This is a genomic window from Cellulosimicrobium sp. NPDC030954 (assembly GCF_055571305.1).
In genome coordinates, this window is the sequence record NZ_JBVIFN010000005.1 from 201616 (window position 1) to 221991 (window position 20376).

A 20376-nucleotide genomic window follows, 5' to 3' on the forward strand; every position below is an offset into this window, starting at 1 on the left:
CCACGCGGGTCGCTACCGTGGCGCCATGAGCGCACCCACCGGACCGGCCGCGGACGCGACCGTCGTCGTCGTCACCGTGTCCGACCGCTGCTCGCGCGGCGAGGCGGAGGACCGCTCGGGCCCGCTCCTGGCGGGGCTCCTCGGGTCGGCGGGCTGGGCGGTCGTCACGGACCTCGTGCCCGACGGCGTCGCCTCCGTGCGCGACGCCGTCGCCCGGGCCGTGGCCGGGGGAGCGCGCGTCGTGCTCACGACCGGCGGGACCGGCGTCGGGCCGCGCGACCTCACGCCCGAGGGGACGCGCGAGGCCCTGGCGCAGGAGGTCCCCGGCATCGCGGAGGAGCTGCGCCGGCGGGGAGCGGCGCACGTGCCCGCGGCCGTGCTGTCGCGGGGTCTCGCGGGGATCGCGTCAGGACCGCAGGGCCGGGCGCTCGTCGTGAACCTGCCCGGCTCGACGGGCGGCGTGCGCGACGGCTGGGCCGTCCTCGAGCCGCTCCTGCCGCACGTGCTCGCGCAGCTCGACGGCGCCGACCACTGACGACCCGGCGATCCTCCCGGCCGAGCAGGTGGTCCTGGCGGGTCCGGGGAGCGTGACGGACCCCGATCGCCTGCTCGGCACGGGCCGGGTCAGCCGCCCGCGAAGGGTGGGAGCACGTCGACCGGCTGGTCCGGGACGAGCGGGGTGTCGTCGCTCGACGCGCGCACGCCGCCGACGAGGAGCGAGCAGCGGGGCAGCACGTCCGCGAGGGCGGCGTGCCGGGCGACGAGCGCGGCCTGCAGCTCGCCGACCGTCGTCGCGTCGACGCTCTCCGTCTCCGTGCCGGCGGCCTCGCGCGCCCCGGCGAAGTAGCGGACGGTCACCATCTCTCAGTCCTGCGTCTCGGCCGGCGCCGCGGTGCCGGGCAGCTCGGGCTCCGGCGTCCACGCGAGCGCGAGCGCGGCGGCGCGGTCGAGGACGTCCTGCACGCTGCGGCCCGACCCGTCGTGCGCGGCGAGGCCGGCGACGTAGCCCGCGACGAACGTCGTGAGGGGCGCGGCGGGACGCTCGATGCCGTGCGCGGCGTCGCGTGCGAGGTCGAGGATCGCGCCGATGTCCACCACCTGAGGGTCGAGGTCGAGGTCGCTCGCCAGCGCGTCGACCCAGCGCTCGAGGTTCGTCATCGTGGCCTCCTGCTGTCGTCCGGGGTGTCGTCGGGCTCCGGTACCGCACCCGCGCCCAGGCGGCGGTCCTGCTCGCGGGCATCCTCCCACGTGTCGACGTCGTCGGTGGCGCCGTCCTCGTCGGGGACGGCGAGCGCGGGCAGCCCGGCGAGCAGGCGGCGCACCGACGCACCGTGCACCGCGGGCAGGGCGGCGAGCGCGCCCTGGAGCGCCGCGCGCTCGTAGAGCCCCACGAGCCACTGGTCGCGCCCGCCGCGCACCGCGTGCACGGCCACCTCGTCCGCCCGGCGGCGCGCCGCAGCGAGCAGCGCGGGCACCGCCTCCGCGGCCCGGGGGACGTCGCACGCGAGGACGAGCACCCAGGGCGCGCCGCCGTCGTCGGGTCCGGGCAGGGCGCCCAGCCCGGCCGCGATGCCGGCGACGGGTCCTCCGAAGGGCGGGTCCTCGCGCGTCAGCGCGTAGCGGGCGGGGTCGGCGAGCTCGTCCGGCCCGACGACGACGGTCCGCGCCGCGCCGGCCGTCGCCGCGAGCGCGTGCTCCAGCAGCGGACGGCCCCCGACGACGACGCCCGGCTTGGGCGTCCCCAGCCGCTCGGCACGACCCCCGGCCAGCACGACGGCGTCGAAGACGAACGCCGGGCGGGGCCCGGTCACGGCTCGCGGTGCCAGTCGCCGGACTTGCCCCCGGTCTTGGCGACGAGGCGCACGTCCGTGAGCTCGACGGACTTGTCGAGCCCCTTGACCATGTCGACGACCGCGAGCCCCGCGACCGCCACGGCGGTGAGCGCCTCCATCTCGACGCCCGTGCGGTCGGCGGTGCGCACGGTCGCGGTGACGTCGACGCCGTGGTCGCCCACGACGAGGTCGACGACCGCGCCGTGCACCCCGATGACGTGCGCGAGCGGCAGCAGCTCGGCCGTGCGCTTGGCGCCCGCGATGCCCGCGATGCGCGCGACGGCGAGCACGTCGCCCTTGGGGACGGTGCCGTCGCGCAGCGCCGCGACGATCTGCGGCGAGCACCGCACGACGCCGGTCGCCGTCGCGGAGCGGACGGTGGGCTGCTTGGCGGTGACGTCGACCATGCGGGCGTGGCCGCGCTCGTCGAGGTGCGTGAAGTCGTGCGTGGGGCTCATGGCGCCACTCTCGCACGCGCGCCCCGGCGCGCGGACGGGTCGGAGGACCCTCGTGCGTCCCGGCAGGCCGGCGCGTGCGGATCGAGGCCACCGCCGTGCATGCGGAGGGGCCCGGCGGTCAGTCCAGGAGCAGGACCCGGACGGCGTCGCCGGGCTCGACCGACGTGACGTCCGCGCCGACCACGGCGAGCGCGTCGGCGTGCGCGAGCGCGCTCACGCGGTGCGAGCCGGAACCTCGCGCCTCCGCGGGGTCCGCCCCGCGGTCGCGGTGCCGGCCCGCGGGGACGACGCGGGCGCCGTCGGGCGAGGTGTGCCGCACGAGCACGAGCTGCTCGCGCCCGGACGGCGACGACCAGCCCTCCGCGGCGACGCGCTCCACGAGCGCGCGGCCCGTGCCGGGGACGCCCCGGAGGCGGTCGAGGACCGGCCGGGCGAACAGCTCGAACGACACGAACGCGCTCACCGGGTTGCCGGGCAGCGCGAGCCACGGGACGCCGCGCCACCGCGCGAGGCCCTGCGGCTTGCCGGGCTGCATCCCGACGGCGACGAGCCGTGCGTCGTCGACCGCGCCCTCCCACGCCGTCCCGGCGCGCGTCGCGGGGTCCAGGACCTCGCGCACGACGTCGAACGCGCCCGCGCTCACCCCGCCCGTGCTGACGAGGAGGTCGGGCGGGGCGCCGTCGAACGCACCCAGCAGGTCGTCGAGTGCCGCGACGAGCGCGGCGGCCGTGTCGCCGACCGCGCCCCGCCGCACGACGCGCGCCCCGGCCGTGCGCGCCGATGCGGCGAGCAGGACCGAGTTGGAGTCAGGGATCCGGCCCGGACCCGGCGCCGTCCCCGGCGCGACGAGCTCGCTGCCCGTGGACAGCACCGCGACGCGCGGCGCGCGGTGCACGCGCACGGTCGCGTGCCCCGCGGACGCCGCGACCGAGACGTGCCGCGCCGTCAGCACGGCCCCCGCCTCGAGGACCACGTCCCCGCGGCGCACGTCCTCGCCCTGCGCCCGCACGTTGCTGCGCGACGCGTCATGGACCTCGACCGTCACCGGGCCGCTTCCCGGCGCCCCCGGCGTGAACCGCCCGGTCGACGTGCGCTCGACCGGGACCACGAGGTCGGCGCCGCGCGGCACCGGCGCCCCGGTCATGATCCGGACCGCCTCGCCGGCCCCGAGGAGGGCGTCGAGCCCCGGTGCTCCCGCCGCGACGTCGCCGACCACGCGCAGCGCGACGGGCGAGCCGGTCGCGGCCCCGGCCACGTCGGCCGACCGCACCGCGTACCCGTCCATCGCGGACGCGTCGAACGCGGGCGCGTCCAGCGTCGAGACGACGTCGGCCGCGAGGACCGCCCCGACCGCGCCCTCGAGCGGGACGTCCGTCGACGGCGTCGGGCGGACGAGCGCGAGCGCGTCGTCGGCGTGCTGGGCGATCGTCCGGCGCGGCTCGCGGGTCATGCCCGCACCGTAGCGGAGCCCGGGTGCCGACTCCGGACGAGTGGGCTAGGTTGGAGGCGGAGTCATGAAGCGGCCCGCAGCCCCCCGAACCTTGGGAGGACACCATGGCCTCGATCTCCGCGACCACCATCCCCAGCCCCGAGCAGACCGCTCCCGTGCGCCCCGCAGCCCTCGCCGAGGTGCTCGCCGTGGGCACGCACCTGCTCGTGGGGCAGTACCGCGTCGAGCTCGGCACCGGGACCTGGTGGTGGTCGGACGAGGTGTACACGATGCACGGCTGGACGCCAGGGGACGTCGAGCCGAGCCTGGACGCGCTGCGCTCGCGCAAGCACCCCGACGACCGGGCCCGCGTCGTCCGCGCCGCGACGGACGCGATCCGCTCCGGCCGCCCCTTCTCGTGCGCGCACCGCATCGTCGACGGGCACGGCAAGGCCCGCTCGGTCGTCGTGACGGGCCAGGGCCGCCGGGACGCCCGCGGTCGCGTCGTCGAGATCGCGGGCTACGTCGTGGACGTCAGCCCGACCCACAAGGAGGCGCTGGAGCGCGAGTCGCAGCGCGCCGTGACGCGCGCGTTCGTCAGCCAGGCCGCCGTCGAGCAGGTCAAGGGCGTGCTCATGGCCGTGCACGGCGTCGACGACGTCGCGGCCGGCCAGCTCCTCGCCGAGGCCGCGGGCGAGGCCGGAGTCCCGGTCCAGGAGACGGCGGCGCAGGTCATGCGCGCGCTGAGCAAGGCCGGCGGGGTGGGCCCGACGGCCGAGGCGACGGTCGCGGGGGCGCTCGCCGCCGTGCGCCCGGTCGCCCGGCCCCGCGCGCACGACGCCCAGCTCGCCCGCCGCCGCGAGCCCGCGCGCTCGTGAGCCGGAGCAGAGGACCCCGACGGAACGGAGGGACGACATGACGGACGAGACCGCCTTCCCGGCCCAGCAGCAGGAGCCGCCCGGCCTCACGAGGCCCATGGACCCGGTGCCCGACCACGGCGAGGAGTCGTACCGGGGGAGCGGGCGGCTCGAGGGCCTGCGCGCGCTCGTGACGGGCGGCGACTCGGGCATCGGCCGCGCCGTCGCGATCGCCTACGCGCGCGAGGGTGCGGACGTCGCGATCGGCTACCTGCCCGAGGAGCAGGAGGACGCCGAGGAGACCGCGCGCTGGGTCCGTGAGGCGGGCCGCACGTGCGCGCTCCTGCCCGGCGACCTGACCGACGAGGCGACCGCCCGCGGCCTGCCCGGGCGCGCCGTCGAGGAGCTCGGCGGGCTCGACGTCCTCGTCAACAACGCCGGGTTCCAGATGGCGCGGCGCGAGTCGATCGAGGACGTCACGACCGAGGAGATCGACCGCGTCCTCAAGACGAACCTCTACGCGCTGCTCTGGATCACCCAGTCGGCGCTCGAGCACCTGGGGGAGGGGGCGGCGATCGTCAACAACTCGTCCATCCAGGCCTACCAGCCCTCGACGTCGCTGCTCGACTACGCGTCGACCAAGGCCGCGATCAACAACCTCACGGTCAACCTCGCCGCCGAGCTCGGGCCACGGGGCGTCCGGGTCAACGCGGTCGCTCCCGGACCCATCTGGACCCCGCTCCAACCGGCCACCCAGCCGGAGGAGAAGATCGAGAAGTTCGGTCAGGACACGCCGCTCGGGCGGGCCGGGCAGCCCGCCGAGGTCGCGCCGGCCTTCGTCTTCCTCGCCTCCCCGACGGACGCGAGCTACGTCTCCGGCACCGTCCTCGGGGTGACGGGAGGCAAGCCCGTGTTCTAGGGCGCCGAAGAGACCTCCCCGTGCGGGCCACGGACGGATCGGCCGAGGGCCGCGACCCGCCCGGGAGGGTCGGAGGGCGGGCGTCCGCGCCTGCCCGGGGGCGGGTCCGCCGCGAGAGCGACGGTGCCCCAGGGACACCAGCCGCCACGCCCTGTGCGGGCGAGACGGCCACCGCCCCCGACCCGTCCGGGCGCGCTGCCTGGGCGGGGCCTCCGGCACGTCCGGTGGGCGGGCCGCGCACGACGTCGCGGCCCACCTCCCCGGGTACCGGTCGCCGGGAGCGCGGCCTACGCTGGGGCCGGGGAACCCGTGAGGAGGCCGAGATGACGAGCATCGAGCAGAGCGTCCAGCAGGGCACGGTCGGGATGCCGGCGGGTCCGGCAGCCACCGTCCCCGCACCGCAGGCGGAGGCCGTGGCCGGGGCGCCGGAGATCGTGGGCGGCGTCGAGGAGCAGAGCGTCGCCGGGCTCGTCGCGGACGCCGCGCGGGCGCTGGCCGACGAGCCGACCCTCCAGCAGACGCTCGACCGCGTCGTCGAGCTCGCCGTCTCGATGGTGGACGGGTGCGAGTCCGCGGGCATCTCGCTCGTCACACGGGGACGCATCGAGAGCCCCGCCGTGTCCGACCCCCTCGTCGCGCGCGGCGACGCGCTCCAGTACGAGCTCCGGGAAGGGCCCTGCCTCGACGCGGTGCACGACCACGCGCTCGTCGAGTCCGGCGACATCGGGTCCGACGCGCGCTGGCCCCTGTGGGCGCCCACGGTCGTGCGCGAGCTCGGCGTCCGGTCGATGCTGTGCGTGCAGCTCTACACGTCGGAGAACGCGCACGGCGCGCTCAACATGTACTCGACGTCGCCCGACGCGTTCTCGGTCGACGACCACCACCTCGCGTCGACGTTCGCCGCCGTCGCGGCGGCCGCGATCTCGGCCGCACGGACCGAGGAGCAGCTCCAGTCCGCCGTCCAGACGCGCACCCTCATCGGGCAGGCGCAGGGCATCATCATGGAGCGCTACTCGCTCACGGCAGGGCGCGCGTTCGCGGTGATGAGCCGCGTCTCCCAGGACGCGAACATCAAGCTCGTCGACATCGCGCGCCAGGTCGTGGAGACGCGGCGCATCCCGGGGGTCGGGACCGACTGAGCCGTGGCCGCCCCCGGCGCACCTCGTGCCGCGGGGCGGGCCTGGACGCTCACGACGGGGCCTAGACGCTCACGACGGGCCGGACGGCCGGTGGAGCGCGTCGTCGTCCGCATCCTCGAGAAGCAGGTCGATGCGACGCCGGGCGGTCTCGTGGAGCGCACCCGCGCCCGCGACGGTCCCGTCGACGACGCCCGCGACCAGCCGGCGCGCGAGCTCGCGCACGGGCACGTTCGCGTCGTTCGAGCGACGTCGCAGCAGCTCGAACGCGTCGTCCGGTCCGATCGCGAACGCCGTCATGAGGACGCCCTTCGCCTGCTCGATCACCGAGCGCGACGCGTCCGCCGCGCGGATCGACGCCGTCGCCTCGCGCCGTGCCGCCTCCTCGTGCGCGGTCGTCAGGTCGACGAAGTACCCCACGACGGCCGCCCACGGGGCCCTGCCGTCGAGGCGGCGGCCCTGCGCCGCCACGGCGAGCGTGCGAGTCCGGCCCGTCGCGTCCACGATGCGGTGCATGGACCCGAACGGCTCGCCGGTGCGCGCCGCGTGCGCGAGCTCGCTCGCGACGCGCTCGCGGTCCTCGGGGTGCTTGTGGGACAGGACGAGCGCCGTCGTCGGGACGACCTCGCCCGGCGCGAAGCCGTGCATCTCGTACACCTCGTCCGACCACCACCACGTGTCCGTGGCGACGTCGACGCGGAAGCGTCCGACCGGCTGGGGGTCACCCGGGCCGAGGGCGGCGAGGAGGTCGGCGAGAGCCGGAGGGACGACGTCGTCGGGTTCCGCGACGTCGGAGGGCAGGGCAGCGTCCATCGATGGGGGTCCCCGGAGATCGAGCAGGACGGAGCCGATTCCTGACCCCAGCAGAAGGAAGATTATCCCAGGGGCGGCGAGAGGGAGGACTCATGACCACGCAGGTCAGCGACGGACGTGACGAGTCGGCCGACGAGCGCTCGGACCGCAACTGGGCGGAGCTGCTCCAGGAGCTGCGCGTCATGCAGATGGGCGTGCAGATCCTCACGGGCTTCCTGCTCACGCTGCCGTTCCAGCAGCGCTTCGGCGACCTCGACACGTTCCAGACCGGCGTCTACCTCACCCTCGTGGCGCTCGCCGTGCTGTCCACCGGCCTGTTCGTCACGCCCGTGAGCCTGCACCGCGCGCTGTTCCGCAAGCACCGCAAGACGGCGCTCGTCACCCTGAGCGACCGCATCGCCCGGGTCGGGGTGCTCGTCCTCGCGTTCGTCGTCACCGGGACGGTCCTGCTCGTGGTCGACGTCGTCGTGAACCGCACCGCGGCGCTGTGGTCGAGCGGCTGTGCGCTCGTCCTGCTCGTCGGTCTCTGGTTCGTCCTCCCGCGCCTCGTCGCCCGCGACGCCACGACCGCCCCCTGAGGCGCCGCGGGCACGAGCCGAGGACGCGCGTGGCCACGGGCCCTGCGCGGAGGAGGGCGGGCGTTCCGAGACGGAGCGAGCCCGATGGGTCCGTTTTGTGAGACGTCCGGGCGGTCTGCCAGGATGTGCCGCGTCCGCCCTCAGGAAGGGGGCGAGGGCAGGGGGGCGCGATGAGGCGAACGATCAGGGGCCCGGTCACCGCGGGTCTGCTGGCGCACTGCGGCACCAGGGGCCTGGCGGCTCAGCGACGGTGGCGACGTCCGACTGCCCGGCCGAACCGAGGAGTTGAGCGTCGGATGGTACGTCGAGAGTGGTCAGGACTCGTCGGTGGGGCGGTCGTCTGCCTGATCGTCGCGGGGTGTGCCCCGAGCGCACCGCAAGGGTCCGTGGAGCCTCAGGGAACGACTGCAGGGCAGGTCGAGGCGACCGGGCCGGTCGAGGGTGAGAAGAACCGGATGCGGTGGGCGTTGCCCCTGGACGTGTACTGGGTCGACGACACCCTCGGCAGCGCGGCCGAGAATGTGCTGGCCGAGGCGTGCATGCGGGACAACGGGTACGACTACCGCCGTCCGCAGGTCGACGTCTCGGTGCGTTCCGAGACCGAGCAGCCCTTCGGGCGGCACCTGTTCAACGTCGAGACGGCCGCGCGGTGGGGGTACGGCGGGGCTCCTGACCCGAACGCCGCCGTCCTCAGGGCCGCGAGCGAGGAGGCGATGTCCTGGCCCGCGGAGCAGGGCGAGCAGTTCTTCGCGTGCCTCGACGAGGCGCGGAAGGAGCTGCCGCCGGAGGCCATGCGGATCGACAACACCCTGAGCGGTATGGGGATCACGTCCGGGTTCGATGCCGTGCGCGACCCCGCGGTCGTGGCGGCGGCCGAGCAGTGGGTGACGTGCATGCAGCCGCTCGGTTTCACCGACCTCCCGTCGAGCCCGCACGGCGAGGACGGGGGGATGCCGACCATGTCGATGGCCGCGTCGTTCGGTGAGATCTACGACGGCAAGACGAACGAGCAGACCCCGGAGCAGGAGGCGGAGGAGATCCGGCTCGCGACGTTCGACGCCGAGTGCCGGGAGAGTTCTGGGTACGCACAGGCCCTGTACGACGCGGAGTGGGAGCGTCAGCTGACGGTCGTGGCGGAGAACGAGGACGCGCTGGCCACGCTGCTCGAGGACAAGACCGCCTTCGAGGAGCAGGCCCGGGAGATCCTGGACGGGGCGGGGGTCGGGTGAGCCCTCGCCGCCACGTCGTCGTCGGGGCGGTCGTGACCGTCCTCCTCGTCGGGGGGCTCGTGGGCGGGTGGTTCGCGGCGGCGAGCTTCCAGTCCCCGGCGCAGGTCGCCGCGAACGCGGCACCTCCGCCGCCCGGTGACATCGTGGCGGAGGTGACCTTCGGCGCGTTGTCCGAGCAGATCACGGCGCGGTCGGACGTCGTGCGCGAGTCGGCGGCGAGCGTCCAGGTCGCCGCCGGGAGCGGCGACCAGTCCGTGGTGACCGCCGTCGGAGTCCCGGCGGGTTCCGAGCTCCGCGCGGGTGCTGTCGTGCTGGAGGTCAGCGGCCGTCCCGTCATCGCCACCACCGGGGCGTTCCCGTACTACCGCGACCTGGTCGAGGGAGCGACGGGCCCGGACGTCGAGCAGCTCCAGCGCTTCCTCCGGGACCTCGGCTACCGCGTGGGCGGCCTGGGCGAGTTCGGTCCGCAGACCGCGCAAGCAGTACGTCGCCTGTACCGGGACATCGGGTACGAACCGATGACCCGTGAGGGGCCCGCCGAGGAGTCGCAGACGTCCGGTCAGAACGTGCCGCCGTCGCCCACCGACCCTGTACCGTCCAGTGGCTCACCGTCGGGGAGCGATGGCACGGCGGAGGGCGTCGCCGACGGCGCTGGTACGGACCCGGTCCCGCCGGCTGGCGAAACGACCGACGTCGCTGTGCCAGCTCCCGTCGAGCTCGTCGTCGTGCCGCGCGGCGAGCTCGTCGTCACGGGCTCGCTGCCCGCCGTCGTCGGCGCGACGCCGAACGTGGGGGACGTGCTCACGGCCGAGAACGCGACGATCACCCTGGGGCAGGGTGCCGTCGTCGCGCAGGCGAAGGTGGCGGTCTCGGTCCTTCCCGTCCTCGGCGAGGGGATGACGGCTACGCTCACCGGCCCCGACGGCACGGTGCTCGAGGCGACGCTCGGCGCGATCCCCGCTCCGCCGGCGGCCACGGGGGACGAGGCGGCCCCGGTCGAGCTCGGGGTGCCGTTGGTGACGGCGCAGCCGATCGACAGCACGTGGCTGGGGGCGAACGTGCTCACGACGATCACGGTGTCCGCGGTGGCCGACGAGGCCCTGCGAGTCCCGGCCCGTGCCGTCGCCGTGCACTCCGACGGCACCGCCGTCGTCCAGCGGCGGGAGTCCGACGGCTCGTTCCGCGAGGTCGAGGTCCGCGAGCTCGGGCGCCTCGGCGGGACCAGCGCCGTCGAACCCGTCGTCGCCGACGCCCTGTCGGCGGGCGACGAGGTGAAGGTCGAGTGACGACGTTCGACCTCGCGGGGGTCACCAAGACGTACCCAGGGGCGCAGCCGGTCGAGGCGCTGCGCGGGGTCGACCTGTGGATCGGACCGGGGGAGTTCCTCGCCGTCGAGGGCCCGTCCGGCAGCGGCAAGTCGACGCTCCTCAACATCCTCGCCCTCCTGGACGCACCGACCTCGGGCACGTACCGGCTCGACGGCCGGGACGTCGCGTCCCTGGGGGAGGGCGAGCGGGCGCGCCTGCGCGGGGAGACGTTCGGCTTCGTGTTCCAGGGGTTCCACCTCATGGACCATCGGACGGTCGTGGACAACGTCGAGCTCGGCATGCTCTACGCCGGTGTGCCCGCGGACGAGCGTCGCCTCAGGGCGCTGGAGGCGCTCGACCGCGTCGGGCTCTCGGAGACCGCGCACCGCCGCGCCAGCGACCTGTCGGGCGGGCAGCGGCAGCGCGTCGCGATCGCGCGTGCGCTCTCGGTCGGTTCCGGGACGATCGTGGCTGACGAGCCGACCGGCAACCTCGACACCGCGACGTCGGAGTCCGTGCTGGAGCTCCTCACCGACCTGCACCGCACCGGCACGACGGTCGTGCTCGTCACCCACTCGCCGGAGATCGCGGCTCGCGCGCAGCGGCGCCTCGTCGTGCGCGACGGCCTCATCGTCACGGACACGGGCGGCACCGGCGCCCTCGAACCCGGCAGCGTCGTCACGGGCGGCGTCGTCACCGGCAGCGGCGCGGGCGCGGGCGCGAGTACCGCCCCCGCGAGCACGTCCGCCGCGAGCATCGACCTCCCGCTCACCGGCCCGCCGCCGGAGGTCACGGGATCGGGCGATGGTGAGGGCCGACGTCGGGCACGACCCCGGGTCGGGTTCCGCACGGTGGTGCGTGACGCGGCGGCGTCCGTCGCCTCCCGACGCGGGCGCACCGCCACGCTCGCGGCCTCCGTCGCGGTCGGGGTGGCCCTGGCCCTGACGACGGTCGGGCTCTCGGCGTCGGCGCAGGCCCAGGTCTCCGAGCGGTTCGACGCACGGCTCAACCGGGCCGTGACCCTGACGATGCCCTTCACCGCTGCCGAGGCAGGGCAGCCCGTCGTCGTCGACGGGACCGAGCCGGGCGTGCCCGAGGAGGCCGTCGCCCGGCTCGCGGACCTGCCCGGTGTGGACGCCGCGGCGCTCGTGTCCCGGAACGGGATGATGACGGTCGCCCTGCCGGGCGAGGCCGCCAGCGTGCCGGACGCCTTCCTGCTCGGCGTCGGCGACGGCATCGACCAGGCCGCGGAGCTCGGCGTCGACTGGTCGGGCGGGACGGCGGGCCCGCTCGGAGACGGCGAGGCGCTGCTCGGGCGGGCGATCGCCGACCGGCTCGGTCTCGGGCCGCTCAGCGCCCGACCGCAGGTCGTGCTCGACGGGCGGTCGTTCGTGGTGCGCGGCATCGTCGACGAGGGCTATCGCGTCACGAACGTCATCCAGGCGGTCCTCGTGCCCGTCGACGTCGCGGCCGCGCTGCGACCCGCCGCGGAGCACGAGGTCTACGTCTTCACCGCGACCGGCGCCGCCCAGCAGGTCGCGGCGCAGGCCCCGCTCGTGCTGCGGCCCAGCACGCCCGAGGCGTTCGAGGTCGTCGCACCGCCCGACCCTCGCGGCCTGCGCGGCGAGATCGAGAACGACGTCCGCACGATCCTCCTCGTTCTGACGGGGGTCGCGATCCTCGCCTCGGTCGTCTCGCTGACGAGCGCGATGACGATGTCCGTGCTCGAACGCTCCCGGGAGATCGGGATGCGGCGCGCGATCGGCGCCCAGGCGCGCCACGTGAGCCGCCTCGTCATGACGGAGGCCGCGCTCGTCGGCGTCGTCGGTGGCGTCGCGGGCGCGGCCACCGGGGTCGCTGCCCTGCTGGCGATCACCATCGCCCGACGCTGGACACCTGTCCTCGACCTGGGACACGTCCCGGTCGCGGTCGCGGGTGGCGTCGTCGTGGGGGTGCTCGGCGGGGTAGCGGCCTCCCTGCGCGCGCGCCGCATCCAGCCGAGCGAGGCGCTCCGGGTGTGACCCCGTCGCCGAGATAGCGACCCCCGACCGAGATAGCGACCGCCGATCGCTATCTCGACCCGGGGGTCGCTACCTCGCGGCGGCGCGGGCCTGGACGCCGCGGCGGACGGGGCCGAGCGTGAACAGCAGGGTCAGGAGGGCGGTGAGGGCGAGGAGGGCGAAGCCGAGGCCGTAGGTGCCCTCGAGCTGGTAGACCGCGCCCATGAGCAGCGGCGGGATGAACCCGCCCAGGCCGCCCGCAGCACCCACGAGGCCGGTCACGGCCCCGACCTTCTCGACCGGCGCGACCTTCGAGACGAGCGCGAACGTCGCGCCCGACGACGCACCGAGCGCGGCGGCGAGGCCGAGGAAGGCGATCGTCCCGACCGGCACGAGCGACGGCTGGAACGCGACGACCGCCGCGAGCGCCGTGACGACGGCGAAGCACCCGACGGAGACGGGCACGCCGCCGAACCGGTCGGACAGCGCGCCCCCGACGGGCCGCATGAGGACGGCGAGCACGACGAACCCCGCGGTGCGGGCGGCGGCGTCGGAGGCGGTGAGGTCGTAGGCGTTGACGAGGAACGTGGGCAGGTAGACGGAGAACGCGACGAACCCGCCGAACCCGACGGCGTACAGCCAGGAGAGCTGGAGGGTGGCGGGCAGGCGGAACGTCGCCCAGGTGCGGGCCCAGAACCCGCCGGCGGGGGCCGCCGCGCGGCCGGGCGGGACGCGCAGCAGGAGCCACGACACGACGGCGAACACCGCGAGGACGGCGGCGACGAGGAGGAACGGCGCGGCGTCGCCCCACGCGTCGCGGATGCGCACGGTGGTGAAGGCGGAGATCGCGGTGCCGCCCATGCCCATGCCGAAGATCCCGACGGCGGTGCCGCGGCGCGCGGGCGGGTACCAGGCGTTGACGAACGGGACGCCGACGGCGAAGGCCGTCCCGCCGAGGCCGAGGAAGAACCCGCCGACCAGCAGCGCGACGAAGCTGTCCGCGACGAGCCCGACGAACAGGACGGGCAGGATCGTCAAGGCGCTGACCAGGGGGAACATGATGCGCGCGCCGTAGCGGTCGGTGAGCGCCCCCACGGGGATGCGCCCGAGCGAGCCGACGACGACCGGCACGGCGACGAGGACGGACACCTGGACGTCGGTGAGGTCGTAGAGCTGCCCGTACGCCGCGCCCAGCGGGCTGATGAGCGCCCACGCCCAGAAGTTCACGGCGAACCCGATCGTCGCCAGGACGAGCATGAGGGTCGGGGAGGTGGACGGGGACGTCGTCGTCGGGGCGGGGCCGGTGGCCCCGCTCGCGTCCTGCTGCGCCATGGCGACTCCTGGTGGGAGGTGCCCGCCGGCGGGCACGGGGAGGTCGTTGCGTCGAGCGACTCCACGCTAACGACGCTCGTCGCGCCCCGCGCGGCGAACGACCCGTACCGTGGGGGCGTGCTCGACTGGCTCTTCGGGGGCGTGGCCCTGCTCAACGTGTACGCGCTCGCCCTCGTGGTGCTGCGCGCCCCGCTCTACCGCACGCGCCTGTACCGGCCGATGCTGCTCAACATCGGGCTGTCGATCGCGCCCGTCATCGTCCTCGGGTTCGTCGTGGTCCTCGACGCCGTGCTCATCGCGGGCGGCGCCCCGCCCTGGGTGGTCCTCACGGTCGCGGCGGCCGGGTTCCTCGTCTGGCTGCTGTTCCTGCCCAACGCCGGGTACCTCGTCACGGAGCTCAACTACAGCCACCGGCAGGAGGGCGAGGACGTCCCGCTCTGGTACGACATCGTCGCCGTGCTCACGCTCGCGATGTCGGGCGTCATGAACACGGTCGTCAACGTCTTCCTCGCGCAGGCGCTGCTCGCCCTCGTGCTGTACCCGAACGACGACGACCCGTTCCGCCACCCGTCCTCGTGGATCGCGGTGCTCGTGGTGCTCGCGCTCGTGTCCGTGGGCATCTACCTGGGCCGGTACGTGCGCTTCAACAGCTGGGACCTGGCCCACCCGGTCGAGTTCGTGCGCAAGCTCGGCACGCACTTCCGGGCGCGGGGGGCCGTGCGCGACGCCCTCCTGTTCGTGCTGCTGCACACGCTGTTCTTCGCGTTCATGTACGCGATCGTCATGGGCCCCGTCACGACGCTCCTCGTCCGCGGGGCCTGACGGGGACGCCGCCCGCCCCGTAGGATGCGCGCCGTGACGTCGACCGCGCCGAGGGCCGCCCGCAGCATCCCGCTGCTCCGCGCGGTCGTCGGGACGTGGCCGCGCCGCATCGCCCTGGCGGTCGTGCTCGGGCTCGTGGCCGGGACGGCGGCGGCCGGCGGGTTCGCGCAGCACGTCGCCGCCGAGGCAGGCCCGGCCCACGCCGCCGCGGGCGAGCCGGTCCCGACGGGACCGTTCGACCTGACGGTGCGGTCGTGGTCCGTGACGGACACCGTGCAGGTCTCCGCGCTCGAGGACTCCGGCGCCGACGCCTGGCTGGTCGTGGTCGTGGGCGCGCTCGACACGGACCGCGAGCCCCGCCGTCTGGACCGCACCGCAGTGACGCTCCCGGACGCGCTGCCCGGTGGCCTGGCGCTCGCGGGCGACGCGGAGCCGGACCGCCCGGACCCGACGCTGCTCGTGCGCGACGCCTCGGTCTACCCCGCGCTGCAGCCCGGCCTGGCCGAGGACGTCGCCCTGCTGTGGCCCGTGACGGTCCCCGACGGCGGCGCGACGTCCGCCGCCCCCGACGAGCCGCTCACCGTCACCGTCCCGACGTTCCGCTACCGCGACATGACGGTCGGCGGCGGGCGCCGGTGGGCCGAGACGGGCACCGTGGTGCTCGTGGACGTCCCGCCCGGCGACGTCCCGCCGGAGATCGTGGACCCGCCCGAGGACGAGGGGGCGTGGTGACCGAGCCGACCGGGGGGACGACGTCCGAGGCGCCCGCCACGGCGTCCGCCGGCGGTCCCGCGACCGCCGGTGACCCCGCCGCGACCGCGCGCCCGCGGCGTGCGGACGTCGTCGTGACCGTCGTCCTGCTCCTCCTCGCCGTGGGCGTCGGGGCTGCCGTGGCACGCGTCGACACGTGGTGGCCCACGCTCACGGCGACGACGACGCGGGGCGACGTCGGTGAGGTCGTCACCGCCGGCCCGCTGCGCGTACGCGTCGACGACGTGCGCACGGGCACGGTGCTCGAGGACGGGTTGGACACCCTGACGACCGACGGCGTCTGGGTCGCCCTCGACCTCGCGGTGTCCGGCACGACGGCGGAGGCCGGCATCGAGGCGCTCGAGCTGCGCGACGCCGAGGGGCGCGACCACGAGGCGTCGCACCGCGCGAGCAACACGATGATGAGCACGTTCGTGGACCCGGACGTCCCCGAGGCCGGGACCGTGGTCGTCGAGGTGCCGGCGCGAGCGCTCGACGGGGACGTCGTGCTGCGGGTCCTGACCGAGCACGACGACGCGGACATCGACCGCCCGCAGGCGGTGGCCGAGGTCGACCTCGGTCGCCTGGAGCCGCCCGCGGCCGACGTCGTCGTCGACGTGGTGCGGCCCGCGCTCCTCCCCGGGGGGTGGGACGGGTGAGCGGGAGCGCGGGATGGTGGCGCGCGAACCGGTGGTGGCTGGTCGTGCTGGCGGGGGCGCTCGCGGCGCTCGGCACGCTCACCTGGCGCTCCGACGCGGTGCAGGGGTGGTGGGCGTCGGCGCCGCACCGTGCCCACACGGCCGACGCCGAGGGCTGGGCGCAGGTCGGCGACGTCCGGGCGCGCCTCGCCGGGCTCGAGGAGGTCGACTGGCTCGACGACGGGTACGGGGACCGCATCGAGGCCCCGGAGGGCCACACGCTCTGGGCCGCGGACGTGTCGCTGCGTTCGGACGCGCCCGACGCCCCGGCGAGCGAGGAGGAGACGTACTCGTCGTGCGAGGTCGTGCTGCTCGACGCCGCCGGGCGCGAGTTCACGGCCGGGGCGTCGGCGCTCCCGGGCATGCCGTTCCCCGAGGCCCCGGTCTGCACGGGCGCCGTCTCGAGCCGCAGCACGCAGTACTTCCTCACGCCCGACGACGCCCGGCCGGCCGAGGTGCGCCTGGTCGAGCCGGAGCTGCTCCCCGCCTACTGGTCGCTGCCCGCGTCGTGATCGGACGCCCGGCCCTGCCGGGCCCGCTGACCTCGCAGGACCTTGCAGGAACGGGCGATCGGGTCGAGCATCCGAGCCCGTAGCTCGCCGACCTCGGGCTCGCCACGCTCGGCCTCGGCGACGAACGCGTCTGTCATCGCGTCGGGGAGCCGGAGCGCGAACGGGTTGCGGGCAGACACGTCGAACTCGCGCGACATGGCCTCTCGGGCGGCCTGGCGCTCCGGCAGCAGCCCGTCGAGGAACGGCTCGACGACCCGCTGGGCGAACGGCCCGCCTGCGAGCGGCATCGTCAGGGAGATCGGCGTCGCCCCCGGGTCCGAGCGGTAGTCCAGCAGGTGTTGTCCGCCCCGGGTCTGCTCCAGGTCGGCGACGTGCCGCCCGTAGAGCAGCACTGCCAGGTGTCGGCTGCTCACAGGCCCTCCAGGAGGTCCGCGAGACGGCTCGTCGCGCGTGGCGTCGTGGTCACGGTGAGGTCGAGCCCGAGCGTGTCGAGCGTGTCGAGGACCTTCCCGAGCTCGGCCCGCTCCGCGTGACCGCTCTCGAGTGCGATCAGCCATCGGCGGCTGACTCCGGCGCGCTCGGCCAGCTGTTGCTGGGTCAGGCCGGCGCGCCTCCGGGCGCTGCGGATCGCTGCGCCGATCTGGGCGGGTGTGGTGAGCGCGATACCAGCCATCGTGTGACGGCACGTGCACATTGGGCTCAAAGTGCAAGAACGGTGACACCGCTCAGATGTGCACGATCAATGACATGACGCGCGCGGCGGGGGGTCGGGGGTCGAACATCCGCCGCTTGACGGCGTGGGGGATTTTGATCATAGTTCATGATCAATACTCTCTGACGGAGGTGGACATGAGCTGGGTGTCGTGGATGCTGGGGAACCCGTTGCCGTTCCCGGTCGCCCTCGCTGTCGACGTCGCGCTGCTCGCCGCGGCCGTCGTCGCTGCGCTCCTGTGGTGGGACGGTCGACGTGCCGTCGTCCCGAGCTCGGCGGGGCGGCGCGCGGTGCGGCACTCCGCGGTGACGAGCGCCGGCTCGGGTCTGCTCGTCACCGCGGGGATCCTGCTGCCGCCCCTGTACCTCTACCTCGGGCTCGTCCCGCTCGGCGCGCGGACGACGGCGGTGCTGCCGCTCGTCGCGCTCGTCGGCGCCCTCGCCGTCCACGCGGTGGGAGAGCTCACGTGGCCGCGCCCGACTCACCGCCAGCGCGAGGCGCGGCTCGTCGCGCGCTCGACGGCCGACGTCGTCCCGACGCTCACCCGTCGCCTCGCGTGGGCCTGGGCCGGGGGCGTCGTCGCCGCGAGCGTGGCGTTCGGCCTCCTGTCCGACGGCCCGCGCTCGATCTCCCGCCTCGTCGGCCGGTACGAGGCGTACACCGCCGCACCGTTCCCCGGGTGGCTGTGGACGGTGCCGCTCCTGGTCGGGACGGTCGTCGCCGTCGTGGCCTCGGAGGTGGTGCTGCGCCTCGTCGCGTCGCGACCGGCGGTCGAGGACGTGGACGAGCGGTGGGACATGTGGCTGCGCCGCCGGGTCGCCCGCCGCGTCGAGCGTGCGACCCAGCTCGTCGTGGGCCTGACGCTCGGCGGCCTGGTCGCGCTGGGCGGGCTCTCGCTGCGCTGGCTGGGGCTGGGGAACGGCGACGGGTTCCGGACGGGCCCCGGGCTCAGCCCGGGCCACGTCCAGGCCGGGAACGCCCTGCTGCTCCTGGCGCTGGCCGTCGTGGTCGTGGCGCTCGTGGTCCTGGTCTGGCCGGTGCGCGACCCGGCGCCGACGGCAGCGCCGGTGCGCGAGCCGGAGGGGGCGGTCGCGTGAGCCTCGCCGTCCGCATCGACCTGGACTCCCCGACGCCGCACTACGAGCAGCTCCGTGCCCAGCTCGCGGCCCTCGTCACGGCGGGCGACCTCGCCGACGGGCAGCGCCTGCCCACGGTGCGGGCTCTCGCGAACGACCTGGGCATCGCGCCGGGCACGGTCGCGCGGACGTATCGCGACCTGGAGGCTGCGGGGCTCGTCACGACGCGGCGACGTGTCGGGACCCTCGTGACGGCACCGGCCGCGACGTTGTCCCGCGCGGCGGTGACGGACGCGGCGGCGCGCTTCGTCCGCCTGGCCCGCGACCACGCGCTGACGGACACCGAGATCCGTGACGTCGTCGCGGCGGCCCTGCTCGTCGGGGGACGGCCGGACGACGAACGGTCCGGCGACGACCGGTCCGCGACGGTCTCAGCCGGCTGACGCGCCGTCCGCCGTCGCGCCGGCCCCGGTGCTGACCTCCGCGCCGGACTCGGCCCCGACCTCTGTGCCCGTCTCTGTGCCGACCGCTGAGCCGACCGCCGTCCGCGACCGGGCCACGCGCCGCGTGCGCAGCGCCGACGGCAGGCCGAGGCTCGCGAGCAGCGCGTCCGCGGCGGCCGCGAGCAGCACGGTGGTGAGCACCTGCACGACGACGGTCGCGACGATCTCGAGCGGGCCGACGAGCGCGCGCCAGGCGACGATCCCGGGCTGGCCGACGACGGCCTGGGCCGCCGTGTAGACGACCTGCTCGCCGAGCGTCAGGAGGGCGAACGCGACGCAGAAGAGCAGCACGGCGCTCCACCGGCTGCGCCACAGCATCCCGAGGGCGCCCACGAGGCCGCCGAACCGTCGGCCGGGGTCGAGCATGAGCTCCCACGCCCTGCGCGCGCCGCTCTCGCCGAGCGTCCGGTTGAACCGGTCGACGACGCGCGTCGCACGACCCGTCGGCTCGTCGTCGCCCTGCGTCGCGTGCGCCGGGTCGACGACGTCGATCGCCTCGACGCCGTAGACGATCGTGCCGAGGGTGAGCCAGGCGAGCGGCACCACGAGGCCGGTGACGACGCCCGCGAGGAGGAGGGACGTCGTCGGGCCCAGGGCGTCGACGAGCGGCTTGAGCACGTCGACGCGCGCGACGACGCCGTCCCACCACGTCGTCGTCTCGACGACGACCACGCGCGACGTCCACCACTCGCGCACGCGGCCGACGACGGCGGTGACGGTGAACGCGCCGACGACGATCCACACGACCTCGCAGTAGCCCGCAGCGATGCGCACCGCGGCGGAGCGCGCGCTGCGCTGCGTGTCGCCGCCCGCCGCGGAGATGCCGCGGTCGACGCGCCTGGCGAGGCGCTCGAGCAGCGTGCGGGCGAGCAGCGCGCCCGCGACGACGAGCACGACGGTGAGCCCGAACCCCTCGGGGATCGGGCTCGCCGTCTGGATGCCTGACCCGGCCGCGAACGCGTGGTCGAGCGCCGCGGAGTCGATGTACGACTGCCAGTCGGACGACAGGCCGCCGTAGAACTCGTAGATGACGAGGTACGGGACCAGGACCGACGCGATCGAGCCGAGGAGCGCCCGGACCTCGAGGCGGTCGCGCGCGGTCCGCGGCTCGCGGCGCAGGACGTGCAGCATGACGACGATCCCGACGACCGTCGCGAGCGGCGAGAAGCACAGCACGAGCAGGCCGAGCACGCCCGACGACGGCGCGACGGCGAGCGCGGCGCGCAGCGCGAGCTCGTGGACGACCTCGGCGAGGAGCGCGACCGCGACGAGCGCGGGCCAGTGCCGGGACAGCAGGCGGCCGGCGTCGGCGAGGACGCGCGCGCCGGACCGCAGGACCGGGTCCGGGGGGACCGTCGTCGTGCTCGCGGGGGTCGCCGGTGGGGCCGTCACGCGCGCCAGGGTACCGGGGCG

24 protein-coding genes are annotated in these 20376 nt (G+C 75.5%); 14 read left to right on the forward strand and 10 right to left on the reverse strand.

Annotation, left to right across the window (positions count from 1 at the left end; genetic code table 11):
- The first annotated feature begins 25 nt into the window (after nucleotides 1-25).
- Nucleotides 26-535, forward strand: coding sequence for a MogA/MoaB family molybdenum cofactor biosynthesis protein (locus ACZ402_RS12335; RefSeq protein ID WP_375825354.1), 510 nt, complete (start codon nucleotides 26-28; stop codon nucleotides 533-535).
- 89 nt (nucleotides 536-624) lie between these two features.
- Here the strand turns inward: ACZ402_RS12335 and ACZ402_RS12340 are convergent, their stop codons facing one another.
- The 5 genes from ACZ402_RS12340 to ACZ402_RS12360 form a co-directional block, all read right to left on the reverse strand.
- Nucleotides 625-861, reverse strand: a complete 237-nt coding sequence (locus ACZ402_RS12340) for a MoaD/ThiS family protein (RefSeq protein ID WP_375825356.1) — start codon at nucleotides 859-861, stop codon at nucleotides 625-627.
- A 3-nt stretch (nucleotides 862-864) separates the two neighbouring features.
- Entirely contained in the window at nucleotides 865-1158 is a 294-nt protein-coding gene (locus ACZ402_RS12345; protein WP_375825357.1) for a DUF6457 domain-containing protein, read from the reverse strand.
- The gene (gene mobA, locus ACZ402_RS12350; RefSeq protein ID WP_375825358.1) at nucleotides 1155-1811 is read right to left on the reverse strand and encodes a molybdenum cofactor guanylyltransferase; all 657 of its coding nucleotides are present in this window, start codon (nucleotides 1809-1811) and stop codon (nucleotides 1155-1157) included. The genes ACZ402_RS12345 and mobA overlap by 4 nt, the downstream gene beginning before the upstream one ends.
- On the reverse strand, nucleotides 1808-2290 hold the full coding sequence (moaC, locus tag ACZ402_RS12355) for a cyclic pyranopterin monophosphate synthase MoaC (protein ID WP_375825359.1): 483 nt from the start codon (nucleotides 2288-2290) through the stop codon (nucleotides 1808-1810). The genes mobA and moaC overlap by 4 nt, the downstream gene beginning before the upstream one ends.
- Nucleotides 2291-2408: 118 nt before the next feature.
- The gene (locus ACZ402_RS12360) at nucleotides 2409-3740 is read right to left on the reverse strand and encodes a molybdopterin molybdotransferase MoeA (protein WP_375825361.1); all 1332 of its coding nucleotides are present in this window, start codon (nucleotides 3738-3740) and stop codon (nucleotides 2409-2411) included.
- Nucleotides 3741-3844: 104 nt separating this feature from the next.
- Between ACZ402_RS12360 and ACZ402_RS12365 the strand changes: the two genes are divergently transcribed.
- From ACZ402_RS12365 to ACZ402_RS12375, 3 genes are all read left to right on the forward strand, one after another.
- Complete coding sequence (locus ACZ402_RS12365) at nucleotides 3845-4597, forward strand: PAS and ANTAR domain-containing protein (RefSeq protein WP_375825362.1); 753 nt, start codon at nucleotides 3845-3847, stop codon at nucleotides 4595-4597.
- 37 nt (nucleotides 4598-4634) lie between these two features.
- Nucleotides 4635-5495, forward strand: coding sequence for an SDR family oxidoreductase (locus tag ACZ402_RS12370; RefSeq protein ID WP_375825363.1), 861 nt, complete (start codon nucleotides 4635-4637; stop codon nucleotides 5493-5495).
- A 323-nt stretch (nucleotides 5496-5818) separates the two neighbouring features.
- Nucleotides 5819-6634, forward strand: coding sequence for a GAF and ANTAR domain-containing protein (locus tag ACZ402_RS12375; RefSeq protein WP_375825364.1), 816 nt, complete (start codon nucleotides 5819-5821; stop codon nucleotides 6632-6634).
- 69 nt (nucleotides 6635-6703) lie between these two features.
- Here ACZ402_RS12375 and ACZ402_RS12380 read toward each other — a convergent pair whose 3' ends face one another.
- Nucleotides 6704-7444, reverse strand: a complete 741-nt coding sequence (locus ACZ402_RS12380) for a PAS and ANTAR domain-containing protein (RefSeq protein WP_375825365.1) — start codon at nucleotides 7442-7444, stop codon at nucleotides 6704-6706.
- A gap of 92 nt (nucleotides 7445-7536) precedes the next feature.
- Here ACZ402_RS12380 and ACZ402_RS12385 point away from each other — a divergent pair, with 92 nt between their 5' ends.
- The 4 genes from ACZ402_RS12385 to ACZ402_RS12400 all read left to right on the forward strand — a co-directional run bounded on the left by ACZ402_RS12385 (nucleotide 7537) and on the right by ACZ402_RS12400 (nucleotide 12579).
- Nucleotides 7537-8022, forward strand: a complete 486-nt coding sequence (locus ACZ402_RS12385; RefSeq protein ID WP_375825366.1) for a DUF6328 family protein — start codon at nucleotides 7537-7539, stop codon at nucleotides 8020-8022.
- 386 nt (nucleotides 8023-8408) lie between these two features.
- Complete coding sequence (locus ACZ402_RS12390; RefSeq protein WP_375825367.1) at nucleotides 8409-9251, forward strand: hypothetical protein; 843 nt, start codon at nucleotides 8409-8411, stop codon at nucleotides 9249-9251.
- Nucleotides 9248-10537 (forward strand): peptidoglycan-binding protein, encoded by a 1290-nt coding sequence (locus tag ACZ402_RS12395; protein ID WP_375825368.1) that lies wholly within the window; start codon nucleotides 9248-9250, stop codon nucleotides 10535-10537. The genes ACZ402_RS12390 and ACZ402_RS12395 overlap by 4 nt, the downstream gene beginning before the upstream one ends.
- The gene (locus ACZ402_RS12400) at nucleotides 10534-12579 is read left to right on the forward strand and encodes an ABC transporter ATP-binding protein/permease (protein ID WP_375825370.1); all 2046 of its coding nucleotides are present in this window, start codon (nucleotides 10534-10536) and stop codon (nucleotides 12577-12579) included. Before ACZ402_RS12395 ends, ACZ402_RS12400 begins: the two co-directional genes overlap by 4 nt.
- A 69-nt stretch (nucleotides 12580-12648) precedes the next feature.
- Here the strand turns inward: ACZ402_RS12400 and ACZ402_RS12405 are convergent, their stop codons facing one another.
- Entirely contained in the window at nucleotides 12649-13890 is a 1242-nt protein-coding gene (locus ACZ402_RS12405) for an MFS transporter (RefSeq protein ID WP_375825372.1), read from the reverse strand.
- 117 nt (nucleotides 13891-14007) lie between these two features.
- Between ACZ402_RS12405 and ACZ402_RS12410 the strand changes: the two genes are divergently transcribed.
- From ACZ402_RS12410 to ACZ402_RS12425, 4 genes are read left to right on the forward strand one after another with little or no spacing between them, the layout of a single operon-like run.
- Nucleotides 14008-14712, forward strand: coding sequence for a DUF1361 domain-containing protein (locus tag ACZ402_RS12410; protein ID WP_375825373.1), 705 nt, complete (start codon nucleotides 14008-14010; stop codon nucleotides 14710-14712).
- Nucleotides 14713-14745: 33 nt separating this feature from the next.
- A complete protein-coding gene (locus ACZ402_RS12415) occupies nucleotides 14746-15444 on the forward strand; it encodes a hypothetical protein (RefSeq protein ID WP_375825374.1) in 699 nt (232 codons plus the stop codon).
- A complete protein-coding gene (locus ACZ402_RS12420) occupies nucleotides 15441-16121 on the forward strand; it encodes a hypothetical protein (RefSeq protein ID WP_375825375.1) in 681 nt (226 codons plus the stop codon). The genes ACZ402_RS12415 and ACZ402_RS12420 overlap by 4 nt, the downstream gene beginning before the upstream one ends.
- On the forward strand, nucleotides 16118-16672 hold the full coding sequence (locus tag ACZ402_RS12425) for a hypothetical protein (protein ID WP_375825377.1): 555 nt from the start codon (nucleotides 16118-16120) through the stop codon (nucleotides 16670-16672). The genes ACZ402_RS12420 and ACZ402_RS12425 overlap by 4 nt, the downstream gene beginning before the upstream one ends.
- Here ACZ402_RS12425 and ACZ402_RS12430 read toward each other — a convergent pair.
- On the reverse strand, nucleotides 16648-17085 hold the full coding sequence (locus ACZ402_RS12430) for a HipA N-terminal domain-containing protein (RefSeq protein ID WP_375825378.1): 438 nt from the start codon (nucleotides 17083-17085) through the stop codon (nucleotides 16648-16650). The two genes, ACZ402_RS12425 and ACZ402_RS12430, sit on opposite strands and share 25 nt — an antisense overlap.
- The gene (locus ACZ402_RS12435) at nucleotides 17082-17345 is read right to left on the reverse strand and encodes a helix-turn-helix domain-containing protein (protein WP_375825379.1); all 264 of its coding nucleotides are present in this window, start codon (nucleotides 17343-17345) and stop codon (nucleotides 17082-17084) included. Before ACZ402_RS12435 ends, ACZ402_RS12430 begins: the two co-directional genes overlap by 4 nt.
- 176 nt (nucleotides 17346-17521) lie before the next feature.
- Between ACZ402_RS12435 and ACZ402_RS12440 the strand changes: the two genes are divergently transcribed.
- Together ACZ402_RS12440 and ACZ402_RS12445 are read left to right on the forward strand one after the other, a co-directional pair.
- A complete protein-coding gene (locus ACZ402_RS12440) occupies nucleotides 17522-18481 on the forward strand; it encodes a hypothetical protein (protein WP_375825380.1) in 960 nt (319 codons plus the stop codon).
- Complete coding sequence (locus ACZ402_RS12445; protein WP_375825381.1) at nucleotides 18478-18903, forward strand: GntR family transcriptional regulator; 426 nt, start codon at nucleotides 18478-18480, stop codon at nucleotides 18901-18903. Before ACZ402_RS12440 ends, ACZ402_RS12445 begins: the two co-directional genes overlap by 4 nt.
- Here the strand turns inward: ACZ402_RS12445 and ACZ402_RS12450 are convergent.
- Nucleotides 18892-20355, reverse strand: a complete 1464-nt coding sequence (locus ACZ402_RS12450; protein WP_375825382.1) for a hypothetical protein — start codon at nucleotides 20353-20355, stop codon at nucleotides 18892-18894. The genes ACZ402_RS12445 and ACZ402_RS12450 overlap by 12 nt on opposite strands.
- Nucleotides 20356-20376 lie beyond the last annotated feature (21 nt).

What these genes read in the sequence shown, in the direction of transcription:
- ACZ402_RS12380 (WP_375825365.1), bottom strand. Translation starts at nt 7,444, where the DNA reads ATGGACGCTGCCCTGCCCTCCGACGTCGCGGAACCCGACGACGTCGTC.
- ACZ402_RS12365 (WP_375825362.1), top strand. Translation starts at nt 3,845, where the DNA reads ATGGCCTCGATCTCCGCGACCACCATCCCCAGCCCCGAGCAGACCGCT.
- ACZ402_RS12370 (WP_375825363.1), top strand. Translation starts at nt 4,635, where the DNA reads ATGACGGACGAGACCGCCTTCCCGGCCCAGCAGCAGGAGCCGCCCGGC.
- ACZ402_RS12440 (WP_375825380.1), top strand. Translation starts at nt 17,522, where the DNA reads ATGAGCTGGGTGTCGTGGATGCTGGGGAACCCGTTGCCGTTCCCGGTC.
- ACZ402_RS12345 (WP_375825357.1), bottom strand. Translation starts at nt 1,158, where the DNA reads ATGACGAACCTCGAGCGCTGGGTCGACGCGCTGGCGAGCGACCTCGAC.
- ACZ402_RS12335 (WP_375825354.1), top strand. Translation starts at nt 26, where the DNA reads ATGAGCGCACCCACCGGACCGGCCGCGGACGCGACCGTCGTCGTCGTC.
- ACZ402_RS12385 (WP_375825366.1), top strand. Translation starts at nt 7,537, where the DNA reads ATGACCACGCAGGTCAGCGACGGACGTGACGAGTCGGCCGACGAGCGC.
- ACZ402_RS12360 (WP_375825361.1), bottom strand. Translation starts at nt 3,740, where the DNA reads ATGACCCGCGAGCCGCGCCGGACGATCGCCCAGCACGCCGACGACGCG.
- ACZ402_RS12435 (WP_375825379.1), bottom strand. Translation starts at nt 17,345, where the DNA reads ATGGCTGGTATCGCGCTCACCACACCCGCCCAGATCGGCGCAGCGATC.
- ACZ402_RS12340 (WP_375825356.1), bottom strand. Translation starts at nt 861, where the DNA reads ATGGTGACCGTCCGCTACTTCGCCGGGGCGCGCGAGGCCGCCGGCACG.
- ACZ402_RS12375 (WP_375825364.1), top strand. Translation starts at nt 5,819, where the DNA reads ATGACGAGCATCGAGCAGAGCGTCCAGCAGGGCACGGTCGGGATGCCG.
- ACZ402_RS12405 (WP_375825372.1), bottom strand. Translation starts at nt 13,890, where the DNA reads ATGGCGCAGCAGGACGCGAGCGGGGCCACCGGCCCCGCCCCGACGACG.
- moaC (WP_375825359.1), bottom strand. Translation starts at nt 2,290, where the DNA reads ATGAGCCCCACGCACGACTTCACGCACCTCGACGAGCGCGGCCACGCC.